Consider the following 23433-nt stretch of genomic DNA (forward strand, 5'->3'; position numbering starts at 1 on the left):
CACGTCGTTTTTGATTTGTTTTATTTAATTTCATCAAATACCCTATCAAAAGCCTGTTTAGTGTAAAAACCATCGTGTAACTTCGCCGAAATTGCATGAGCATTATCGACCATTTGATTGAATTCACCATCAGTTACTCGTTTCAAAGACATTGCCAAGTCAGCGATTGAATCCACCGCTAATCCAACATGATGTTCTTCAACGAATTTAGCGATTGCTGACTCCTCCCAGACAATCACGGGCATGCCAGCGCTCAAATAGGACGAAGCCTTGTAAGGATTGTTGTATCGTAAATAGTCACCAATCTTACCGTCCATACTATCCACACTGTTGCCATCCCATACTAGTCCATAACCATGGCCTAACTTTTTCGATAACACATCTGGAGAGACGCTTCCCATGTACCTCAAGGAAGAATTTAACGTTTCTGGATCATCAATATTACCAAAGACCTCAAATCGAATGTCCTCAGGAACTTCTAAATATTTTAAGAAAACCGATTTATTCAAATTCCCAGCGAAGGTGATCTCATCCTTGTACTTAATCCCATTCTTTTTACTATGAACATCAGAAAAGTAATCAAAAATTTCAAGGTCAACACACGGAACGTTTAAGCCATTTTCCTTCAGTGTATCTGACATGGTGCTATTGGGTGAAATCACCGCTGTAAAGTTATTTAAAAACTCGGCCTCATCTTTGACCGTTTTGAAAGTACTATTAGGAAAACGTAACGAATCGATGTCGTGAATGACAGCCACCGTCTTAACTCGTCGATCATTGAGATATCTTAAAAGGGTCTCTTCAAATTGTTTTCCAGAGTAAATGGGGTATTGAATGACAATTACATCAGTTGATTTTAAGTGATATTTATCAAGTTTGTTGATTCGATAATTGATCAAAAAATGGCGATCAAACTTGCCATATTTGAATTGTTTTAAGTAAGCCATCTGAAAACCATAATCGTTTTCAAGGACTTCATTAATGTCTTCTTTGGGCTTACCAATTCCATCGTTAGCCTTCGAACGGACCACATCAATAATCAATTTTTTCATCAGTTCCACTAAACTCCTTTAAATTCCACCTAATTATCAAATTTATGGGTCAATTTATTAAAGCCATGTTCCCAGGCATCCCAATTTAACTTCGTTTTATACAATTTACGCGCATTTTTTGACATCTTAACCAATTTCTCATAATCATTCGTCAAATCACTAACTGTGTCAGCAAAATCCATGGCTGTTGCCGATCTATTTAACCGATAGCCACTGTAATCATTAATTACGTAAGTCCCAATTCCACCAGTATCGTACGTGATGGACGGCAGACCATATTCGGCTGCTTCAGCAAATGCAATGCCCGCACACTCTGCTTTAGTGGGCAGTACAAAGACGTCACTTTCATTATAAAGCTTAATCATCTTGTCTAAACCAGCGTCAGTGTGTTTAGAAACGAATCCATGAAACTTAATGTTGTCGGGAAATCTCTGATCATCCAGACCGTTTAGTCCAATAACATTAATTTCAAATTGATGAGGATACTTCTCATTTAATTTATCCATCATGGAACAGATGACGTCCATTCCCTTTCGTTCCCACTCGACCCCAACAAATAATAACTTCACCTTATCATCAGCCTCTAGTTGATGAGGAACAAATTTATCGGGTAAATTAGCGCCAAACGGCAAGACTTTAACCTTATTTTCGTTAATGCCATAGGTTTGCACTGCATCATGCTTAGCCCATTCACTCGCCATCAAAATCAATGCTGACTTATCAAGAGTCGTTTGATCCATTCGGGTATGAATACTGATCTGTTGTTTCGTCAAATGGAACCAATAGTAGTTAATCATCTCGTTAAAAGTTGCATCATTTAAAAAAACAATTGGAATGTCAGTATGAAGAAATTCGATTAAATTATCTTCAGCGGCCACAAAAATAAAATCAACGTCTGAATGACTTTTTAATTTTTGGCTTAATGACTTGCCTTCAACTTTGGCAATCCATTCATCAGAAAATGCCTCCAGATCGGGTAATTTAAACCATTTTGTAAATTTACGAATTACTTTTCCAAAAAACAGCTTAATGCCAGATGGGCGCACTGAAACAACTTCATTTCGTTTGGCAATGACATCGTAAATATTACTGGTAGTCCCAGACCAAACGGAAACATCATTTAGTTTATCCTCACTGACAAACGCAATTTTCATTGACTCATAACCTCTTAATGTTTTAAATTAAAACTTCTTTTTGATAATAGTAATTACATCTTTAGACACTTTAGTCTTCAGAACGAAAATCAATACCGTATACACAATGATTCCAAGAAATACCTCAATGATCAAATCAATCCACTTAACTCTTAAAGTTGCATCGAGTACAAATACGATGGCAAACATCAAAAGACCCGCGACGAAGTACTTAAAGAATCCATGATACAACTTTCTAAAATCAATCTCGTCCTTAACGGCATATAGTTGAATTCCAGTCACCGAAGCCTCAGAAAGAACCGTTGCAACGGCAGTTCCAACTGCTCCCCACAGTAAAATCAAAGGAACATTGGCTACAATGTTAATAATAGCACCAATAATAACGGAATAATTGTAGGCTTTGTTCTGATTGGTAGGAACCAGATACTGAACCCCAATCGCATTACTCCATGCAATCATAACCACCACGATTGACTCAATCATCATCAACGGTACAACAGCCATAAACTTGGTACCAAAGAACAATGGCACAAAGCTGGGGGAAACTGCCGCAATCCCAAACGCAATTGGAATTGACAAGGCAGTAACGAACTCAAAACTTTGATACAAGTAGTCCTTAACCTTCTCGTGTTTCCCTTGCATAAATGCATTTGCCACGTGGGGAAGCATCACGGTTCCGGTTGCGGTAACAACTGCCAGCGACAATTTTACGATCTTATCAGACTGATCAAAATATCCTGCCGCAGTGACGGATGTCATGGCACCCAGCATGGTCTTATTAACAACCAGATAAATCTGAGTGGCAATCTCCGGAACAAAAAGCACCATCGACGGCCAAAAGTGCCTAAACCAGTGAAAGTTTTTCCAATCAACCTTTCCCAAATATCTTCTCAAACTTGGAAACAAAGTTAAATTCCCGATTAAAAGCGACATGGACAGTATAAATATGTATAACCACAAGTCATTGTATGACTTGACGAACGCAAAAATACTGAAAAGCGTAATGATTTTAACAATAAAATTTCTTAAAACGGTCACGCCAAAGTTCTCAACTCCTTGAAAGAACCAAGAAATATCAAAAGCCGCAGCGAGTAGTGAAAAGGATTGAGCAATGTAATAACTATGAAACCGATGTGCAAATGCCAGAAAAATAAAGAAGGCAATGTACGCGACACCGATTGTTACCATTCGCATAAAGAAGATTTCATAAAAAGTGTTAGTCAATTTCTGCTTATTGTTGCGCACGTACGCAATCTGACGATTTCCGTATAGAGCAACCCCAACACTTCCAAAAATAATGAAATATTGAATAATTGAATTCGTATAAGCATTAATTCCGACCCCTTGTGGTCCTAGCACACGAGCTAAATAAGGTGTCGTTATTAAAGGAACTATCAACACAAATAGTTGATAGGACGCATTATACAAATAGTTCTTAATTACTTTACCCAAATTTATTCACCAAATTCGTTTTTAACTAATCTCAAAGCTGACATGATGGCCTGATCCATGTTGTAGTATCGGTACTGACCCAAGCGGCCACCGAAAAATACATTAGGCACATCTTTTGCAGCTAATTCTGCGTATTTTTTGTACAAAGAACGGTTCTTCTTGTCATCGATTGGATAATAAGGCTCATCCCCACGATGCCAAGTCTTTGGATATTCATGAGTTATAACCGTCTTATGTTTGTTACCCTTACCAAACTCAAAGTGTTTGTGTTCAATCACTCTGGTGTAAGGAGTTTCAGCGTCCGTGTAATTGACAACGGCATTCCCCTGATAATTATCAACGTCTTTAACTTCAGTATCAAACTTCAAGCTTCGGTACTCAAGCGCACCCAATTGATAGTCAAAGAACTGATCGATCATTCCAGTAAAGATAATCCGTTTGCCAGATTTTAAGTATTCATCCTTCTTATCAAAGAAATCAGTATTGGTTTTAACGTCAATTAAGTCACTAGCAAGCATCTTTTCAATGATTTGGGTGTAGCCACCGATTGGGATTCCCTGGTATGGATCACTGAAGTAGTTATTGTCATAAATGAAACGAACGGGAATTCTTCTAATGATGAAAGCTGGAAGATCAGTTGCCTTTCTTCCCCACTGTTTTTCGGTGTAACCTTTAACTAATTTTTCGTATAAATCAGGTCCAACCAACGAAATAGCTTGTTCTTCAAGATTAGTTGGTTTATCTGGGATGTTAGCATCCCGTTTCTGTTCCTCAATCTTAGCCTTAGCTTCTGCTGGAGTCCTGACACCCCACAACTTGTTAAAGGTGTTCATGTTGAACGGCATGTTGTAGATCTCGCCATGATAATTGGCAATTGGGCTATTAACGTAGTTGTTAAAGTCGGCAAACTGGTGCACATAGTCCCAGATGTCCTTCATCTTGGTATGGAAAATATGAGCCCCATATTCATGAACCTGGATTCCCTCTACTTCTTTTGTATAGATGTTACCACCAACGTGGTCTCGCTTTTCAATTACCTCAACGTGATTACCACGTTTGGCAGCTTCGTACGCAAACGTTGATCCAAATAATCCTGAACCAACCACTAAATAATCAGTCATGTTATCCTCCAAAATGTAATAGTTTATTGGGACGTGCCCCACTTAAATTGTTTTGTTTACCACCTGTAAGGTATAAATAACTCACTAGGTAAATTGATAAAAAGAAGTATAATTCTACTTCATTAACAATAGTAAAGAATAATAGTACAAGCAATAATGAAGATACAATTGTTGTATTTAAGTCTCTTTTGATAATAGAAAAAATCAGTGGAACTAGATATACAAGCAACAATGCAATTCCGCCATAAGCAAGTACTTGCATCAATCCAGCAGAAAAACCATCATTTCCGCCTTGCTTTAATCGAGATGCAAGCATGAATTTCTTCAGTATATCAAAGTTCCCGATCCCATTTCCGATAATGGGATGAAGCATAAAGGCATGAAAACCAGCCATAATATCATTACTTCTAACGGTAGTGGATCCTTTCATTGATTGCATTTTACTAGAAATCGCAAATCCAGCAAAACAACCAGCAAAAGCAATTAAAACTAATCCAATAGCATACCGATCAATTCTTGACACATTTTTGACAATCTTTTTCCATTCTACCGCAAAAATATAAATAACTAATGATAATAATGAAATTATAATTCCAGTTGTAGAAGTAGTAGTAATAATTGTTACATAAAGAATTAATAACTTCGATTTTCTCTGCTTAAGGTCTGGGCATAAAAACAGACTAAATATAATTGCACTTGATAGAACAAATGAGAACATAGGAGCTTCAATGAACAACCCTGTGTTTCGCACTATATTAATTCCTAAAAACGGGACAGCACCCTGTGGTATAAATTGAAAGATAAGGTAACCAGGAACTTTGATGTCATGTCCCCATTGAGCAACAAATTCGGTATTGGTGGGTATATCAAACTCAGAAAGCAACCAAAAGAATAATGAAATTACTGATAAGAAGGAAACAATATTGATAAAATAAACAATTACATCCTGCTTTTTATGAATCACAATACAACTGTATAAATAAAGAATAATTGGTAAATATAAACAAAAGAATCCAATTCTAGGTAATGAGTAATGATAAATCAAGAAATTGAATATTAAAAAAACACTAATGAACACAATGAAAATAATTAAGGGCATCATAATTTTTTTAAATTGTTCTACAACGGTGTCACGATAATAAAAAGCATATCCCAAAACGATTAACAAGGGTAAAAAGAATGCCCCAACTTTAACAATTTTAAAAGCTGGAAAAGTTGAGACCCAAAACACACTCTTACAACTCAACACTAAGAAAAATATAAACACATAATTTACAATTTTAAACCATTGCTGGTTATTAATTTTGCTCATTAACATCTACTCCTACAGTTTGCGGGTACGATACATTGATCAATTTAATTATTTTTCACTTCATTAACAGCCTTGCCATTAATTTTAGTTCTTTTTTTATCACCATTTAAGAACCAAGTATACTCTACATCAAAATGTCCGATATCAAGTACCTGTTTGTTTAAAATCTTAGTTAAATCATACGAGAGAATGGTGGCGGTTGGTCCTAACGCAGCCAGAACTAAATCTGGATCTTCATTTAAGATGGCATGCTTAGCTTGACCTAAAATTGTTTTATACTGCTCAAAGGCATTGTGACTAGGACATTCTAGTCTCATCACACTGCTGGCACTACTTAACAGATCGTTCCCCCCACCAAAATGGGTCTGATCACCTTCAATTACTAAGATACTTTTATTTGAAATGTACTTTTTAAATTCATCAAAAACGTACTTAGCAATTTTCTTGTCCTTCAAATCCATGTAGGGACGCGTCACACTAGTGTTGAAGTACATTTTAGAAAAATCTAAATCAGAAAGCCATTGTTTACCGTACTTCCCCATTTCACGTTCCCAATACTTATTGGCGTTCATGATATCAGGATTTTTAAAGGCCTGTGGTAATCCAATTCCATGTCGCTTTAAATTAAAATGAAGAACCTCTAAAAGTCGTTGACTCAGTTCTTTTGAATCATGTTCAAAAGACTCTTGCCCAGTCATGTTGATCCATTTGAACTCACCGTCACCAAAACGACTAAGAGAAATGTGATCCTTCGTAATCGCATCAATCGTTTGTTCAATTGATTTAATTTTTAAAGTCTGAAACTGTCGTTTATATTTAATTTGATAAATTGGGATGTAGACTGCATCGTTAAATGCCTTGTACATAAAGGATTTTAGATTCAAATCTGATCCTCACTTTCGTTTTGAATACAACTTAATGTAAGTTTTAGGCATCATGAACGCCAGCATAATCGCAATTACATACTTTTTGCTGAGCTCCTTCAGATATGATGAATTAATCAAGGGACGCAGAATTAAGCGCTGATCTTGCACATCCCACTTCGGATTATTCAAAATATTACGGTGAACATAAAACAAGTCAATTCGTGCTTTGAAGCTTCTAAAATACTTCTCTAACTCAGGTCGATTAGCAATTAACTTACTTACCTTATCAATATACTCATTGCACTTGTCCAACAACTTAGGATCGTATGTATTAGTCGTTGATCCCTCATGCTTATTTAACAGGTACATTGGCTGGTTAACATAGCCAATCTGTTCCCAGTTAATCGCTAACAGATATTGAAGGACAAACAGACTATCCTCAAAAAAGTTCTTGTTACTCATCAGAATGTGATTATCATCAATAATTTTTTTAACAAAAATCTTATTCCACAAGCCAACATCCATTTCTTGATTTTTAGTAAGATAATCACCAAGTAATTGATCGTCACTAGTAGCAGATTCCATAACTGACTGGTCCTCAACCTCAACTCGACCATTAGGAAACTGCTTCTCAATTCCCGCAATCACTAACTGCATATCTTTAATTTTCTCTCCCATAGCTTGGATGTATCCCGGCAAATACTCATCATCATCGTCAGAAAACATGATGTATTTCCCAGAGGCATGCTTGATGCCTTGATTTCTGGCTTCGGCCTGGTACTTATGATCAGTATAAAAAAGTTGGATGCTCTTGTTTTGGAGCATCCGTGACTTGATAATATTCACAGTGTCATCAGAGGACCCATCATCAATAACCAAAAGCTCAAAACTAAAATCAGTTTCTTGATTAAAGATTGAATCAATTGCTTTGCCAATTGATTTTTCTGAATTAAAGCTTGGCATGATAATACTAATGTCATAGTTAGTCATTAATGAATCCTCTTTCTAGTAGTGTGTCTCGTCTTTTCCAACGTTACTGGAAAATTTCCGTTTCACAAATCCCCACGCCTTCTTAACGAGGTGACGGTCGCCGATCTGAATCCAGTTACATTCAGTGTATTTAACGTGATTTTTGTCAATCCAGACATCCATCAAAACTTCAGATAGATAGCCAAAAACTCGTGCTTCTTGAACCGAATAGTTTGAAATGTCGATCCGCTTTTCAACGTTAAACAGAATGTTAAAAAGCCATTTGCAGTAGTCATCGAAGTAGTTTGTCTTCATAATAAACATGTTAAACATATGAGCTGAACGACGATGCATAACCTTATCAAAACTTCCTAGGTAATCTGGATCAACCGCAGAAATTACCTTCCGTGTCTCTTCCAAGGGCTCCTTGTAGTGAGAATGAACATAATGAGAATAGATCGTTTCCACCACATAATAACGCTTACGGGGTAAGATCACTGGTGCTTTTTCAAGCATTTCCTCAATCTGCTTTTGAGTCAAAACCTTATCAAGTGACCGATCAAGGTGTTTACTAAAGAGTCGGCGATAGTGAACAAGTCCAATGGCATCCACATTGTGTAAATTCTTCCAGGCCCAGTAGATGGCAGTTAGTTCATTATAGTTGGGGTTCTTAGCTGAAATGTTTTCGCCCTGATTATCAAGTTGAAAGCCCTTCTGACCGTGGTAGTTCTTATCGGCCCCAACCAGAACCGGTAGGTATAAACTTCGATCCTTTGGCATGGGAGCATCCTTATGGGCTGCTACCAAAATTGCAATTTTCATTCTTAAACCCCTTTAATATGCCGCATTTGGTACGACCATAATCTGAACCGTCTTACATATAATCTTAAGATCAAACCAGAAACCACTATTCATAATATAAACAATATCTAAATAAACCATGTCATCAAAACCAACGTTATTACGCCCCGTTACCTGCCACAAGCCAGTGCAACCCGGTTTAACTAATAAGCGTTGGCGATCATATTCCGTGTATTCGGCCACTTCTTTTGGAAGTGGTGGACGTGGCCCCACTAGTGACATCTCACCAATCAAGACGTTTACCAACTGAGGGAGTTCATCTAAACTATATTTTCGAATAAAACGACCAACTCGGGTAACTCGTGGGTCGTCTTTCATCTTAAACATGGCTCCATCAACCTCATTAAATTTCTTAAGTTCAGCTAATTTTTGGTCAGCATTGGGAATCATTGAGCGGAACTTATACATCTTGAAAATGTCCCCGTTGCATCCAACTCGTTCTTGCGTATAAAAGACCTTCCCATGAGATCCATCACACTTAATTAAAATACTAAGCACTAGGAATAAAGGACTTAATAGAATAAGTCCAAGGGAACTGGCAATAATGTCAAATATTCTTTTACACGTGAAGTAGACGGGGCGATCTTGGACTTTTTTAGGGTCAAGCCAGATCGTCTTTCTCTTTATGTTCTCTTCCATGCATCATGACTCCTTCATCCTTAGTTCTAATTACCCTTTTACGCCAAAATGTTCTCCTCATACACTCAGGAGAACATCGTGTTTCTATTTAAATCTAGTGATAAGCTGCGCTTCCAGTCTTTGCGGCAGGTAAACCAAGATTCTTTCGAATGAAGTTAGTCGTCTGCTGCAGTTGACTTTCCGTTGGAACTTGCATTGCTGAGTTCGCAATCATCTGGTTCTCACCCTGTAAATGATTGTCAACAAAGTCACCGTGTTCACGGTACCCTGCTGCAAGTTTCGTCAAATCACTTGAACTTAAGTCTGTTTGACTGGATTTGGCAATGGAACTAATGAAGTCGTTGTTCATCAATTGTGATACCGAAGCACCCTTACCTGCAATGGCTTGTAGAATCTGACGTTGACGCATGGTTCTACCATAGTCACCGGCAGGATCGTCATATCTCATCCGAGAATACGATAGTGCTTCTTTTCCGTCCATCTTAGTTGGTTGACCTTTCTTAAAGGTGTAGCCTTCGTAACTAAATGACAGTGTTGGCGTAATGGTTACTCCACCAACTTGGTCCACAATTTCCTTTAAACCACCCATATTAATGAGGGCATAAAAATCAATCGGCACGTTTAATAACTTTTCAACCGTCTTAATTGCGGTTCCAGCACTTCCATAGGTGTAAGCTGCATTAATCTTAGATGGTGAATCCTGTGGATATCCAGGAATGTTAACGGCAGTATCACGAGGAATACTAGTTAACGTCATCTTCTTGGTCTCGGGATTAAGGGTAGCAACCATAATGGTATCGGTTCGACCCTTATAATTTCGATCAAGGGCTCCAGTATCGGTTCCAAGTAACAGAATTGAAACTGGTTTTCTGTGATTTAATAGGGCATCAGTATCCCTTGTTTTCTTGATGCCAGCACTCTTATAAGCTTTATTAATTTGATTTGAAGCAGATTTGTACTTGTAAGCACCATATCCTAGAAATGCCAAAACAATGGCAACAACCACAATCACTACTAGAATAATGATGTTACGAGTCTTATGAGATTTCTTCTCCATGTGACGGCTTCTCATATTATTTCTCCTTAGTTAAAATGAAATCAATTTGGAATTAATCATAGTGTAATAATATCATAAGAGCGCTACTAATCAAACTTTAAATGGGAAATGTGGGCTTTTTACTACCATAATTATGGTAAAATTTGGACGAAAAAAAGACGGAGGTGATCAAGTTGGCTACGTATTTTAATAAAATGACAAAGCACGGCTATCAACAAATTCAAGATGAAATCAAAACGCTTGAAAAAAATCGGCCAGGGAAAATCCAAGCACTTCACGACGCTGCTGCGTTAGGTGACCGTTCTGAAAATGCTGAGTACAGCACTTCCAAAAGAGAACTTCACCAGCTCGAAAACCGATTGCGATACTTTCGTAAGCAGGAACAGTATGCGGAAGTGGTTTCAAGCCCAAAAAGTGATCAAGTTGGCATTGGAAGTAAGGTTAAAGTTAAGTTTTTAGAAGACGGCGATTCCGATTCCTTCATTATTGTTGGAAAACAAGAAGCGGAGTTCTCTAAACTTGAAGAAAATAAAATCTTCTATGATTCCCCGCTTGGCAAATCACTTTTACATCATCAGGTTGGCGAGACCATTTCAGTCAAAGCCCCAGAAGTAAATTATAAATTAAAAATCTTGGAAATTAGCACTACTTATGGAAAGTAGTCTGACCAATACTGACCAATTTCACCAAACATGAGCAAAATACTATGCATCCGACCCATAACTGGTATAATTGAAATTGGAACTAGAGATAAGTTCCTGTTATCTTAAATAGTCATAAAATCACCAAGTGGTGAAAATAGGGAAAGAAGGAATTGCATATGGCAGACAATTTTGGAAATGATCCATTCGGAAACGGAATGGATGATTTATTTAATAGTCTATTAGGTGGTGGCATGGGTCAAAATAACCCTAATGCTCGTTACGTTGTTAACGGTCACGAACTGACACCTGAAGAAGTTGAAGCAATGAGAAAATCAGGTCAAATTCCTGGCCGTGGCGGTCAAAACGGTGGCGGCAACGCCAAGCAACAAAAGAAAGCTGAAAGCTACTTGGACAAAGTTGGTCGTAACCTAACTGATGAAGCTAAACAAGGTTTACTTGACCCAGTTATTGGACGTGACAAAGAAATTCAAGAAACAGCTGAAATTTTGAGTCGTCGTATCAAGAATAACCCGATCTTAGTAGGTGACGCTGGTGTTGGTAAAACTGCCATCGTTGAAGGTTTAGCTCAAAAGATCGTTAAGGGCGACGTTCCTGGTGCTATCAAAGACAAGCAGATTATCTCAATCGACTTATCTTCTCTTGAAGCTGGCACTCAATACCGTGGTGCATATGAAGAGAACATTCAAAAATTAATCAAAGAAGTTGAAGAACGTAAAAACGTTATCTTATTCTTTGATGAAATTCATCAAATTGTTGGTGCCGGTGCTTCAGGTGACGAATCTGGAAGCAAAGGTTTAGCCGACATGATCAAACCAGCTTTGAGCCGTGGTGAGATCTCAGTTATCGGTGCTACTACTCAAGACGAATACAGAAACACCATCATGAAAGACTCTGCTCTTGCACGTCGTTTCAATGATGTTACTGTTAACGCTCCAAGCAAAGCAACCACACTTGAAATCTTAAAGGGTATCAAGAAGGCTTACGAAGACCATCACCAAGTTACATTACCTGACGATGTTCTAAAAGCTGCTGTTGACTACTCTGTTCAATACATCCCTCAACGTTCATTACCTGACAAGGCAATTGACTTGATCGATATGACTGCTGCTCACTTAGCTGCAAAACACCCTGTTACTGACAAGGTTACCCTTGAAAGTGAATTAAAGGCTGCTAAGAAAGAAAAAGAGGATGCTGCTAAGGCTGAAAAGTATGAAGATGCTGCCAAAGCTAAGACTAAGATCGAAGACATCCAAAAGAAACTTAAGAGTGACGACACTAACACTGAACGTCCAGTTGCCAAAGTATCTGACATTGCTGCCTCAGTTGAACGATTAACTGGTATTCCAGTTTCACAAATGAGTGCTAACGATCTTGAAAGATTGAAAGGCATGGATACTAGACTTAAGGGTCGTGTTATTGGACAAGACCAAGCTGTTGACTTAGTTGTTAACGCTATTCGTAGAAACCGTGCTGGTTTTGACGAAGGTAATCGTCCAATCGGTTCATTCTTATTCGTTGGACCTACTGGTGTTGGTAAAACCGAATTAGTTAAGCAATTAGCTAAAGACATGTTCAACGATGAAAACTCAATCATCAGACTTGATATGTCAGAATACCAAGATGTAACTGCTGTATCTAAATTAATTGGTACTTCAGCTGGTTACGTTGGTTACGGTGACAATGGTAATACCCTTACTGAACAAGTAAGAAGAAACCCATACTCAATCGTATTGCTTGATGAAATTGAAAAAGCTAACCCACAAGTAATTACCCTATTACTTCAAGTTATGGATGATGGTCGTTTGACTGATGGTCAAGGTAACGTGGTTGACTTTAAGAACACTGTTATCATTGCTACTTCAAATGCCGGATTCGGTAACGATTCAATGAGCAAGAACAACAAGAAGGATATGTCAATTATGGACCGTTTGGCTCCATACTTCAGACCTGAATTCTTGAACCGATTCAATGCAATCGTTGAATTCTCACACTTGACTAAGGAAGACTTAAGCAAGATTGTTGATCTTATGATCGGTAACTTAAACGACACCTTAGCTCAAAAAGACATGGAACTTTACGTAACTCCAGATGCTAAGAAATGGTTGATGGACCAAGGTTACGATGAAGCCATGGGTGCTCGTCCATTACGTCGAGTAATCGAACAACAATTAAGAGATAAGATTGCGATGTACTACTTGGATCACCAAGATGTTAAACATCTTAAGGCTGACCTTAGAAAAGACACCATCGAAATCACTAAGAACACTGACAAAACCAAATTTGCTAGTGGTGACTAATTAAATTAGTTTAATTCTAAAAGAGACCCATCAATGATGATGGGTCTTTTTTGTACTCTGATTTATTTCTTAAGATTTGCTGAAAGCCATATACAGTGCGGCTTTAGAGTGCTAGACTTTTCAATGTTGTGAAGAAGTATACTAATAAATAAATTAATTTCAAGGATCCAATAATATGAATAATAAAACTCCAAAACGTCGGTTTATTACCGGCTTCACCGGCTTACGGGCACTCGCCGTTATCTGTGTCATTTTGTATCATCTATCACCTAGCGTCTTTACGGGTGGATACCTAGGAGTACCGGTGTTTTTGACGCTGTCAGGTTACCTTATCACTGATCATCTTATCAGTGAGTATCACGCCACGGATCACTTCCGTTACGGATTCTTTTGGCAAAAGCGACTCAAACGTCTCTACCCGACGCTCATTACAATGTTATTTGCAACTGCTGCCTACATAACATTATTTCAACGCAATCTACTTGCGAATCTATGGCAGAGTGTCGTATCTAACCTAGCCTACGTGTATAACTGGTGGGAAATTATGAATGGCCAATCGTACTTTCAGAATTTTGCGGGAAGTGCGTCTCCATTTACCCACCTTTGGACCCTTGCAATTGAAGGTCAATTTTACTTAATCTGGCCCTTGATTGCATACTTCTTACTTAAAAAATTTCACGGTAATAAACATCCGATCTTTTTCATGGCGATTGCACTTTCAGCCCTATCAGTGATCCTCATGGCTGTCTTATATCAACCAGGCAAGGATCCAAGTCGAGTTTACTATGGAACTGATACCCGGATGTTCTCAATCCTCTTTGGGGCTGCTCTAGCTGTCTTTTGGCCCAGCAACCAGAAAAAGGATGATGACCAACAAAAATCGTTTTTGCTGGACGTCTTTGGTTTAGTCGGAATGGTTGGCATGGGTTGGATCATCTTTACAACTGGCTCACAATCACCATTCTTATATCGTGGTGGAATGGCCTTGTTCTCAATCTTCACTGTGATGGCAATGCTAGCCATTGTTCACCCTAACAGCCACTGGAACCGCATCCTAACCAACAAGTTATTTGACTGGATTGGATCTCGGAGTTACGAAATCTATGTTTACCAGTTCCCTGTTTTTATCTTCTTTGCCGACAAGTTCAAGGACGTGGCCGATCATCAATGGTTGTATGCCATTATTGAAATTGCGATTATCATTGTCATTTCAGAATTGTCATACCGCTTCATTGAGGTGCCACTCGCCAAATACGATTACCACCGTGTTATCGACTTCTTCAAGACCCTCTTCCACATTGGCAAGATGAGTCTTGATGAGATTGAAAACTGGATCATTTCATGTTTCAAGCATCACCTGATCTTAAAGATGGCCGCAATTGTTGTTCTTGCCATCGGAACGGTTGGAATTTTCCAGTCCACCACGGTTAACCCCAAGGCGGCTAATCACACTCAACTAGCTAACCGGATCCAAAAGAATTCAAAGTCACAGGATCAACACAACGAAAAACTAGCTAAAGAGATTAAATCAGGCAAGAAAACGAAAAACACCAAGGTTAATAAGAAACTCGAAAAGGACGGCTTAACTAAGCCCCAACTTCAAGAGGCCCAAAATCTTTCTGGGAGTGCCATTGGTGATTCCGTCATGTTGTCTGGTCGAGATAATTTACAAAAGATCTTCCCGAAACTTTACATTGATGCCGAAACTTCACGTCATCCTCAAGACGGCGTTGCCATCATGAAGAGTCTGGAACAACAGGGTCTGCTTGGTAAAAACGTCATCATTGGGCTTGGAACCAACGGAGCCATTAATGATCAGACGATGAAGCAATACATGGAGATTGCTGGCAAGAATCGTCACGTCTTCTGGATTAACACATACGTTCCAACTCAACCATGGCAAAATCAGGTCAACTCCTTCTTAAATAAAGCACAAAAGAAGTATAAGAACCTGTACGTCATTGACTGGTATGATTACGCTAAGAATCATCCCCAGTACCTCTATCAAGATCAGACGCATCCTAACGTACAAGGAACACCAAAGTACGCTTCGTTTATCGCTCAAAACGTTTTAAAACACGCCGAAAAATAATTTATAAACCAACCAAAATGGTTGGTTTATTTTTTTTCAGAAAGAATAGACGTAACGCTGATTTTCTTATAAGATATAGCTATAACACTTGGAGGAGTCTTTTATCATCATTGAATTCATTAAAGAACACCGTATGGACATCCTAAAATATCTCGCGATTATCATTGCCGTCCTCTTCTTCTACATCCTTTTCATGGACTACTGGCCTGAGATTAAGATGATGTTTAATCCAGCTACCCGTGGTACTGCCATCCAAGAAATTCGTGATCATGGTGTAGTGGATGCCGTCCTCTTGATCTTCCTTTTATACATTCTGACACTGATTCCTGGCGCACCAGTGGCGGTAGTCGGGGTCATCTCCGGCATCTGTTTTGGAAAATGGTTTGGAATTATCATTAACATCATCGGCCTATCGGCTGGCAACCTTGGAACCGCTAAAATCGTTTCTTCATTTAAAGGAATGAGTAAAAAGTATAAGGACAATAAGTACGCCCAGCATTTTAAGAATCTCAGGCATCCCCTATTGGGTCTAATTATCGGATATTCAATTCCCATTATTCCCACCTACTTGGTGAGCTTTCAGGCTAATCAAGATAAGGAGCGTTTCACTAGCAAGGACGTTAAGATCGCAACCATTTTAGGAAGTGTACCAATCTCGGTTATATACTCTCTTGGTGGTGATACGATCCTTCAAGGAAGCTTCAAAAAAATAATGGTTCTATTGGCCATCATTGTTATTTTTGCCTTAATTGTGTACTTCATGGTCAAACGGCTTGTCACTGACAAACTCTAATTGAGGTATCCGTTTCCAATTGGTTGTAAAAATGGTAATATAGTAGAGTATAGTAACAATTTATTAATGGAGGTTTTCACCATGGCTAAGCATGACAAAAAAGATCAAATCAAAAACTTGCTTGACTTGGAATCTGACAACGGCCCAGTTTTAACAATTACTGTTCCTTTGGATCCTAAGGAAGACAATACTCGTAGAGATAACACCCAAATTAACAGTTTGGTTGACACTGCTAAGAAAGCATTTCAAAAGCAATACAAACCAGAACTTTGGAACGCCTACGATTTTCAAATTAAGAACTACTTAAAGACTTTACAACCTAAGTCAACGATTGCTAAGGGTATCATCATGTATGTAACTAACGATTCAATCGAAGTTGCACAATTGAATTATGCCCCACAAACCGCATTCTCATTCTCAGACAGATTGCAAATCTTACCAATCGTAAGACAATACCAATTTGTTCCTGATTTTGACATGTTGTTCTTACAACGTGACGATTTCAAGGTATTTCACGTTAACGACCTAAACGTCATTGATGATGATACTGACACTCCAGATCCATTCGATTCTGATAAGTCTGAGACTGAAACTCAGGACGATCCTAGAAAGAATGGCGCTAAGTGGGACACCCACGAATACTACGAACTTGTTGACAAATATGTTCAAAAGCATGTTTCAAACAAAGATCACAATCCATTAGTAGTTGTTGCAAACGCTGAAGACGAAGGTCGTTTCAACCGTGCTACTCATAACCCATACGTGGTTGAAGACAAACACGTTGAAATGGATGCTGCCGTTAAGAATGCCGGCGAAAACGTTCAAGAAGTTGCTCAAACCATCCACGATAACTTCGTTTCTGATGGTGAGAAGTCAATGAAGAACGTCTACGACAAAGCTGACGGTGCTAAGAAGACCACTGATGACTACGATCAAATCTTAAAGGCTGCTATCGACGACCGAATCGCTAACCTAATCATCCAACAAGATGCTTACGTTGAAAGCAAAGACAACGGTGAAGACGTTGAAGTCAACTCCGAAGGTTCACGTCCAGCTAACGAGTTAAACTCATTAGCATTGACTGTTCTTGGTCTTGATGGTGACGTTACCGTATTGCCTGCTAGCGATATGCCAACTGACAAGAAAGTTTCAGCTATCTTAAGATGGTAATTTTAAATAATAAAAAAAGAAGTCTCAGTTGAGGCTTCTTTTTTATTGAAATAAATTAATTGAGGAAATTATGAAAAATAAAATATCTAAAAAACAAGTTAAAGAATTACAAAGAATCCAAGAACATTTAATGGATCCCAAAAACCGTAAAAGAATTAATGAAGAAGCTAATAAAAAGGTAACGGATAACCCTAAGGTAATAAAGGCACTCAAGATGCTTTCTAAGATATAAATAATTATATAAAAATACTAGATACGCAACAAAGGCCTTGAACTCACCGTTCAAGGCCTTTATTTTTTACTTCTTTGCAAAGAAATCATTCGCAATATCCTGATAAGCATCAATCGTATCAAGATAACTCGATAGTGTCGTGTACTCATTAATTTGATGCGACGTATTATTCTTGTCAGGTCCCAACAAGATCACAGCCATCTGGTCGTTTTCCTGAACGTAAACACTGGCATCGGTTGCACCGTTGTTCACGATCAGATCAGAATCATGATTATGGTAATCTTTCTTAGTAACCTGATAAGCATCCTGCACAAAGGAATTGTTTTTATCAGTTTCAATTGGATAGAAATTGTGAATCAATTTGAATTCGAGATGATATGGTGTCTCATCGTTGATTTTATCAACGGCCGTTTGGATTAATTCAATCACGTTATCGTTGTTAAAGGAAGGCGTGGGACGAACATTTCCCAGCAAGCTAGCGGATCCAGGGATGATGTTAACCTGTTCCCCACCATTAATCACCGTGATACTATGCTGGACTTTACCAAGTACGGGATCAACGGGTAGATCATCAAATAGTCCTGGCTCAGCTTGGATGTATTTCACCAGACCGGTAATTGCGTTCAACCCAAGGTCTGGAGTGGAACTGTGGGCTGGTTTCCCAGTACTCGTAATCTGGTAGTTCAAACTACCCGAATGAGCGTAGGTTACATCCCCATCAGACGGTTCACCAACAATCATGGCGTCCACGTCGTCAATGTACTTTGGTTCGATCTTATAAGCGCCCGGAGCACCAAACTCTTCCCCTGATGTAGCAATCAAACGAATCGTGCCGTTCGGAACTTGACCCTTATCGGCTAACTCACACAACGCAATCACTTCAGAAGCAAGACCACTCTTCATGTCAGCAGCCCCACGACCATAGATCTTGTCACCCACAATCTCACCTTTAAAGGGATCGTGTTCCCAATTTTCCGGATGAGCAACCGCCACCGTATCTTGATGGCCTTCTAAAGCCAGCACCTGATCTGACTCACCAGTCCCAAGTTCCGCAATTAAGTTTGCGCGGCCGTCGCCAAACGGAAAAATCTTACTGTCAATTCCATGCTTTTTCAGTAGTTTTGACAAGTATTCTGAGATCTCAATTTCATTACCATTCACGGATTTAATCTGAATCAAATCCTGTAAAATTTTGATTTTCTCTGCTTTTTCCATCCTTAAACACCTTTCCTTAAATCATCATTTGTTAGCCTTGATCAGCGTGATTAGCGAACTTAGCCCAAACATCACCAACAACTTGAATAATGAGAACCATGATCACAACTAAGATCGTTGCTACCAAAGTAGTGTCATTAGCGAATCGGTTGTACCCGTAAGAGATGGCCATGTTACCAAGACCACCAGCCCCGATGGCACCGGCCATAGCGGTCAAACCAACTAGACTAATCAGTGTCACGGTTGAAACCCGAATCAACTCTGAACGAGCTTCACTGAGGTAAACGCCGAAGATTAAATCCCAGTTTGTGGCCCCCAGTGATTCCGCTGACTCAATGATTCCGTGATCAACACTCTCAAGAGCGACCTGAACCTGCCGTGCGTAAAACGGAAAGACTCCGACTGACAATGGAACCAAAGCAGCGGTCGTTCCGATCTGAGTTCCAACGATCTTTTGGGTCACAGGCGCAATGAAGGCCAGCAAGATGATAAATGGAACGGCACGGAACAGTGATACGACTTTATCAATGATCCAGAACAGTGGATGACATGGCATAATTCCGTTATCCGCAAATATTACTAAACAAACTCCGAAAATAATCCCCGCAATTCCACCAAAAATTGCTGACCAAAACGTCATGTAAATTGTCTGATTAACGGCTGTGATCCAGCCTTCTTCACCATTTAATCCCTGTGACACTACATTAGGAAAATGAGTTGCAAACCAAGCTCCCATTATTCTGCCTCCTTCAATTCAGTGACCTTGATGTTTTGACCCTCAAGGTACTTTACCGCTGCTTCCTGATCCTCTTTACCACCGAGTAAATCAACGATCAACGTTCCAACTACTTGTTCACCTAGTTTTTCGATATTACTATAGATGATACTAGCGGAAATGTGGAACTTCTCATACAAACTAACGATGATGGGATCAGTAATGTCAGCCGACAGGTAGGTCAGCTGAATCAAGTTCCGTTTATTCACGTCAATGTTCATCGACTTTAGGATTTCCAGGGCGTTGAAACTGTTACCAACAATTTTTCTCGTGGTTGGATTCTTCGAATCAACGAAGATTTCAAGTAAATCACCAACGTCAACGACTTTCCCATCACTCATGATGGCAACCTGTTGACAGATCCGCTTGATAGCTTCCATTTCATGGGTAATCAGGATGATCGTCAAACCATATTTCTCATTTAATTCTTTCAGCAAGTCCAAGATTTGATCGGTATTCTTAGGATCAAGTGCGGATGTCGCTTCATCCGAAATCAAAATCTTCGGATCATTGGCAAGTGCCCGAGCAATCGCAACTCGTTGCTGTTGCCCACCGGATAATTGGGAAGGATAGGCCTTTAAATAGTCCCCTAATCCAACGATATCGAGCATTTTCTTGGCCTTGGCCTCTCGTTCTTTTTCCTTTAAACCACTGTGCTTCAGTCCGAACTCCACGTTTCGTTGGACGTTTTGTTCTTCCAGGAGGTTAAAGTGCTGAAAAATCATTCCAATCTGACGTCGTTCATCACGTAGATCTTTGGTACTAATGGATGAAACGTGATCCCCTTCTTTTTTATAGAAGGTCTTTCCAAACACATCAACCTCACCATCGGTGGGCTTTTGTAACAAGTTAATGGTCCGAACTAACGTAGACTTTCCGGCACCGGAATATCCGGCAATCCCGAAGATCTCACCCTTGGGAATCCCAAGCGTTACATCTGAAACAGCGTGAATTACATTCTTTTTTTGTTTGAACGTAACTGAGACGTCCTTGAATTGAACAATATTATTACTCATTGGTTCCTCCTAAAATTTACGATTCCAAGCAGGAATTTCTGTGTTTCCATAGTACTTCTTAACTAACTGCTCAGTTTTCTTAGTCTGAAAGGCCTTAACTACGTCTTGGTAATTCTTGTTATTCTTTTGATCCTTGTTAGCGGCAATCAAGTTAACCCAAATCTTTGAGTCCTTATTAAGTGGTTCAACGTAAATACTTTGTTTCTCACTTAGGTGAGCCGGAGCAGCGTAGGTGTTGTTAACGATTGAACCGTCCACACTGTTTAGGACTCGTGGAGTCTGGGAAGCATCCACTTCTTTGAACTTCAAATTCTTCGGATTCTTTTCAATATCATTGAGTCCTAAGAAACCCTTCTTGTCCTTCAAAGTAATGAGGCCGGCATTCTTAAGGAGGTAAAGTGAACGACTTTCATTGGAAATGTCATTTGGTAGAGCAATCGTTCCACCATTGGGAATGTCTTTTACATTCTTGTACTTATTTGAATAGAGTCGGATTGGCGCAATGTACGTGTTACCAACCGATACGATGTTGGTATGATTCTGCTTGTTCCAGTTATCCAGGAAGGCGTAGTGCTGAAACGAGTTCAGATCAATTTCGTGTTGGGTCAACGCCTTGTTGGGTTGGGTGTAATCGGTGAAGTGAGTAAACTGAATGGTCACACCGTATTTCTTCTTGGCGGTTTCAGCAACGGATTCCCAAATCTTGTCGTCCGCCTTCGACCCGCTCATTAATCCAACCTTCACGGTCTTTTTACTTTGCTCAGAATGATGTGCAAAGCTAAACCATCCTAATCCAACAATGACAACAACGATGACAATTCCAATAATCCATTTCGTACTTCTTTTCATGATGTCCACTTCCTAATTTTATTTGGTTGCCTAATCCATTAAATTAAATAAAAAAAGCACCCGTCCCCTTTAATTAAAAAGGACGAATGCTTTCGTGTTACCACCTTGGTTTACGGTTGCTCTCACAAGCAACCGCCTCAAAGACTACTCTGGTCGACGTCTTAACCAGAAGAGCCTTGCGTTGATATCGGTAGCAACCCCGTCGCCGGTTCGAAAATCTCACCAGTAAATGTTGAAAAGTCCATATTCCCCGAATTCATCTCGCCTCTTCACACCAACCAGAGACTCTCTTAGAAAATTCAACGGGTACTCAGCTTTTCCATCTCGTATATTTAATTTGTTGTAAGTATATTAATCCGCAGAAAAATATCTGTCAATACAAATCTTAATTATTTTTTAAAACTAGCTAGTGAACCCATTGGGTCCCAAGGTTCCAACATCTTTGGAGCCTGCTTTTGTTCTTCAAGCTGTTTGTCTGACATGTACTTCTTGTTGATGACCGTCTGGTAGACGAATTCGTTGAACCAGTCGTCACTCATGACGAAGTAACCCTTGTCGCCGACTTTTTCACCCCAACTATTTTCAACTTTCCATTTCGTTGGTTGGTCGTCAACAAGGTCAACTCCAGTAATGACCATGGCGTGAGTCATCATGCTTTCCTTGTAGTCCAAACGAGCACCCTTGCTCATCTTCAAGTCAGTGCTAAACAAAGCATCCTTGTGGTACAAGTGGGTATCCATGATTCCTTTCTTACGATCGGAATCCTGAACAACATCACAACCGAACCAAACAGCTTCTCCATTCTTCAACTGTTTGATGGCCAGATCCTTTAATTCATCAATGGGAAGGTTCAAATGCTTTACCTGACGACCACCAACGACGTTTCCAAGCATTTCAATGGTGTAAGTTTCGTTGAATGGTTTGTCATCAGTTGGTGAGTTAATCAATGAAACGTAGTCCTCTAAATTGATGTTGACGTACTTATCAAAGAACTCTTTAGGAGTCAGATTCTTGTCCATGTGGTACTTGTTGTCGGTATCACGGTACTCGAAATCAAAGCGCTTGGTTGGACGACCAAGTGAATATGCCAAGATGCGGTACACATCATTTAACATGTCACTCTTAGTTGATTCCAATTTTTCTTCCGCGGAACCATCCTTTACCATTTTACGCAAAACTTCCGCGTCGCGTCTTAGTTTCAGGTTCAAAGTCTGGTTCAATTCGTCGGAACGATTACTATTATAAGTCTCAACCATGGTAGAGCTTGGAACGACTCCGTACTTCTCAATGATGGCGCACAACATGTCCCATTGACCACCGTCTTGTTGAGGAGTCTCCATTAAGAAATCAATCTTACGTGATCCAAGTGGTTGATCAGCTGTCTTGATGACGTTTTCTAAAAAGTAGTTTGACTTCTCAAACTTGTCCCAGAAGTTAACGTAGTTTTGTGACAACTCAAACTTAGGAGAAACCTTGTAGTTTTCAGCGATCTTGAAACGCATCGTGTTCAACGCGGAAAACATCCAACATCTACCACTTTGCTTCTGATCAGCAACGTGTTGTTCGGGAACTTCCACGGAGAATACTCGCTTCATCTTTTCGTCGGCCTTGTAGTCGGCAGCACTGTTATTAATTCCGTTGTGTGAAACGGCACGTTCTAAGACAAGACTGTCGTCTTTGTCTTCATAACTCTTTTCATACCATTCCAGGTCTTGCGGACTAATTGCTTTTTTATCCAAAATGATCACTCCTTAATATTTTTCTTGTTCGTATTGTATCACTTGTAACGCCATTACATTCACATTTCTCTATCTGAATTCAAGGAATGAAATTACGAAAGACATTA

Annotated in this window: 21 protein-coding genes; 6 read left to right on the plus strand and 15 right to left on the minus strand. The window is 39.3% G+C overall.

Annotated features, from left to right (window positions below; translation table 11 throughout):
• Positions 1 to 20: 20 nt before the first annotated feature.
• The 10 genes from LfDm3_RS01060 to LfDm3_RS01105 all read right to left on the minus strand — a co-directional run bounded on the left by LfDm3_RS01060 (position 21) and on the right by LfDm3_RS01105 (position 10498).
• Positions 21 to 1052 (minus strand): hypothetical protein, encoded by a 1032-nt coding sequence (locus LfDm3_RS01060; RefSeq protein ID WP_039143261.1) that lies wholly within the window; start codon positions 1050 to 1052, stop codon positions 21 to 23.
• A gap of 29 nt (positions 1053 to 1081) precedes the next feature.
• Positions 1082 to 2206 carry a glycosyltransferase family 4 protein gene (locus tag LfDm3_RS01065; RefSeq protein ID WP_039143263.1) on the minus strand — a complete coding sequence of 375 codons (1125 nt, stop codon included), beginning with the start codon at positions 2204 to 2206 and terminating at the stop codon, positions 1082 to 1084.
• Positions 2207 to 2233: 27 nt separating this feature from the next.
• Positions 2234 to 3658: a flippase gene (locus LfDm3_RS01070; protein ID WP_039143264.1), complete on the minus strand. Its 1425-nt coding sequence runs from the start codon at positions 3656 to 3658 to the stop codon at positions 2234 to 2236.
• A 2-nt stretch (positions 3659 to 3660) separates the two neighbouring features.
• Positions 3661 to 4779: a UDP-galactopyranose mutase gene (gene glf / locus LfDm3_RS01075; RefSeq protein ID WP_039143267.1), complete on the minus strand. Its 1119-nt coding sequence runs from the start codon at positions 4777 to 4779 to the stop codon at positions 3661 to 3663.
• Position 4780: 1 nt separating this feature from the next.
• Entirely contained in the window at positions 4781 to 6091 is a 1311-nt protein-coding gene (locus LfDm3_RS01080; protein WP_039143269.1) for a hypothetical protein, read from the minus strand.
• A gap of 44 nt (positions 6092 to 6135) precedes the next feature.
• Positions 6136 to 6975 (minus strand): GT-D fold domain-containing glycosyltransferase, encoded by an 840-nt coding sequence (locus LfDm3_RS01085; RefSeq protein WP_052236547.1) that lies wholly within the window; start codon positions 6973 to 6975, stop codon positions 6136 to 6138.
• A gap of 9 nt (positions 6976 to 6984) precedes the next feature.
• Entirely contained in the window at positions 6985 to 7947 is a 963-nt protein-coding gene (locus LfDm3_RS06645; protein ID WP_052236548.1) for a glycosyltransferase family 2 protein, read from the minus strand.
• Between the two features lie 15 nt (positions 7948 to 7962).
• The gene (locus LfDm3_RS01095; RefSeq protein WP_039143272.1) at positions 7963 to 8748 is read right to left on the minus strand and encodes a DUF4422 domain-containing protein; all 786 of its coding nucleotides are present in this window, start codon (positions 8746 to 8748) and stop codon (positions 7963 to 7965) included.
• Positions 8749 to 8760: 12 nt separating this feature from the next.
• Positions 8761 to 9426 carry a sugar transferase gene (locus LfDm3_RS01100; RefSeq protein ID WP_039143275.1) on the minus strand — a complete coding sequence of 222 codons (666 nt, stop codon included), beginning with the start codon at positions 9424 to 9426 and terminating at the stop codon, positions 8761 to 8763.
• A 94-nt stretch (positions 9427 to 9520) separates the two neighbouring features.
• A complete protein-coding gene (locus LfDm3_RS01105) occupies positions 9521 to 10498 on the minus strand; it encodes an LCP family protein (RefSeq protein WP_156112326.1) in 978 nt (325 codons plus the stop codon).
• 179 nt (positions 10499 to 10677) lie between these two features.
• Between LfDm3_RS01105 and greA the strand changes: the two genes are divergently transcribed.
• From greA to LfDm3_RS06810, 6 genes are all read left to right on the plus strand, one after another.
• Positions 10678 to 11145 (plus strand): transcription elongation factor GreA, encoded by a 468-nt coding sequence (greA, locus tag LfDm3_RS01110; protein WP_052236574.1) that lies wholly within the window; start codon positions 10678 to 10680, stop codon positions 11143 to 11145.
• A 158-nt stretch (positions 11146 to 11303) separates the two neighbouring features.
• Positions 11304 to 13445 (plus strand): ATP-dependent Clp protease ATP-binding subunit, encoded by a 2142-nt coding sequence (locus LfDm3_RS01115; protein WP_039143281.1) that lies wholly within the window; start codon positions 11304 to 11306, stop codon positions 13443 to 13445.
• Positions 13446 to 13620: 175 nt separating this feature from the next.
• Complete coding sequence (locus tag LfDm3_RS01120; protein ID WP_039143283.1) at positions 13621 to 15537, plus strand: acyltransferase family protein; 1917 nt, start codon at positions 13621 to 13623, stop codon at positions 15535 to 15537.
• An 88-nt stretch (positions 15538 to 15625) separates the two neighbouring features.
• Positions 15626 to 16330, plus strand: a complete 705-nt coding sequence (locus LfDm3_RS01125; RefSeq protein WP_225349292.1) for a TVP38/TMEM64 family protein — start codon at positions 15626 to 15628, stop codon at positions 16328 to 16330.
• Positions 16331 to 16411: 81 nt separating this feature from the next.
• On the plus strand, positions 16412 to 17500 hold the full coding sequence (locus LfDm3_RS01130; protein ID WP_039143288.1) for a baeRF3 domain-containing protein: 1089 nt from the start codon (positions 16412 to 16414) through the stop codon (positions 17498 to 17500).
• 70 nt (positions 17501 to 17570) lie between these two features.
• Complete coding sequence (locus tag LfDm3_RS06810; protein WP_156112327.1) at positions 17571 to 17732, plus strand: hypothetical protein; 162 nt, start codon at positions 17571 to 17573, stop codon at positions 17730 to 17732.
• 66 nt (positions 17733 to 17798) lie between these two features.
• On the opposite strand, the gene LfDm3_RS01135 is transcribed toward LfDm3_RS06810, so the two are convergent.
• The 5 genes from LfDm3_RS01135 to LfDm3_RS01155 all read right to left on the minus strand — a co-directional run bounded on the left by LfDm3_RS01135 (position 17799) and on the right by LfDm3_RS01155 (position 23326).
• A complete protein-coding gene (locus LfDm3_RS01135) occupies positions 17799 to 18947 on the minus strand; it encodes an ArgE/DapE family deacylase (RefSeq protein ID WP_039143290.1) in 1149 nt (382 codons plus the stop codon).
• 31 nt (positions 18948 to 18978) lie between these two features.
• A complete protein-coding gene (locus LfDm3_RS01140; RefSeq protein WP_010022396.1) occupies positions 18979 to 19683 on the minus strand; it encodes a methionine ABC transporter permease in 705 nt (234 codons plus the stop codon).
• Entirely contained in the window at positions 19683 to 20738 is a 1056-nt protein-coding gene (locus LfDm3_RS01145; protein WP_039143293.1) for a methionine ABC transporter ATP-binding protein, read from the minus strand. The genes LfDm3_RS01140 and LfDm3_RS01145 overlap by 1 nt, the downstream gene beginning before the upstream one ends.
• A gap of 9 nt (positions 20739 to 20747) precedes the next feature.
• Positions 20748 to 21587 (minus strand): MetQ/NlpA family ABC transporter substrate-binding protein, encoded by an 840-nt coding sequence (locus LfDm3_RS01150; RefSeq protein WP_082019942.1) that lies wholly within the window; start codon positions 21585 to 21587, stop codon positions 20748 to 20750.
• Positions 21588 to 21976: 389 nt separating this feature from the next.
• Positions 21977 to 23326, minus strand: coding sequence for a C1 family peptidase (locus LfDm3_RS01155; RefSeq protein WP_052236549.1), 1350 nt, complete (start codon positions 23324 to 23326; stop codon positions 21977 to 21979).
• Positions 23327 to 23433 lie beyond the last annotated feature (107 nt).

Origin of the sequence: Fructilactobacillus fructivorans (genome assembly GCF_000814735.1) — a bacterium.
GTDB lineage: Bacteria > Bacillota > Bacilli > Lactobacillales > Lactobacillaceae > Fructilactobacillus > Fructilactobacillus fructivorans.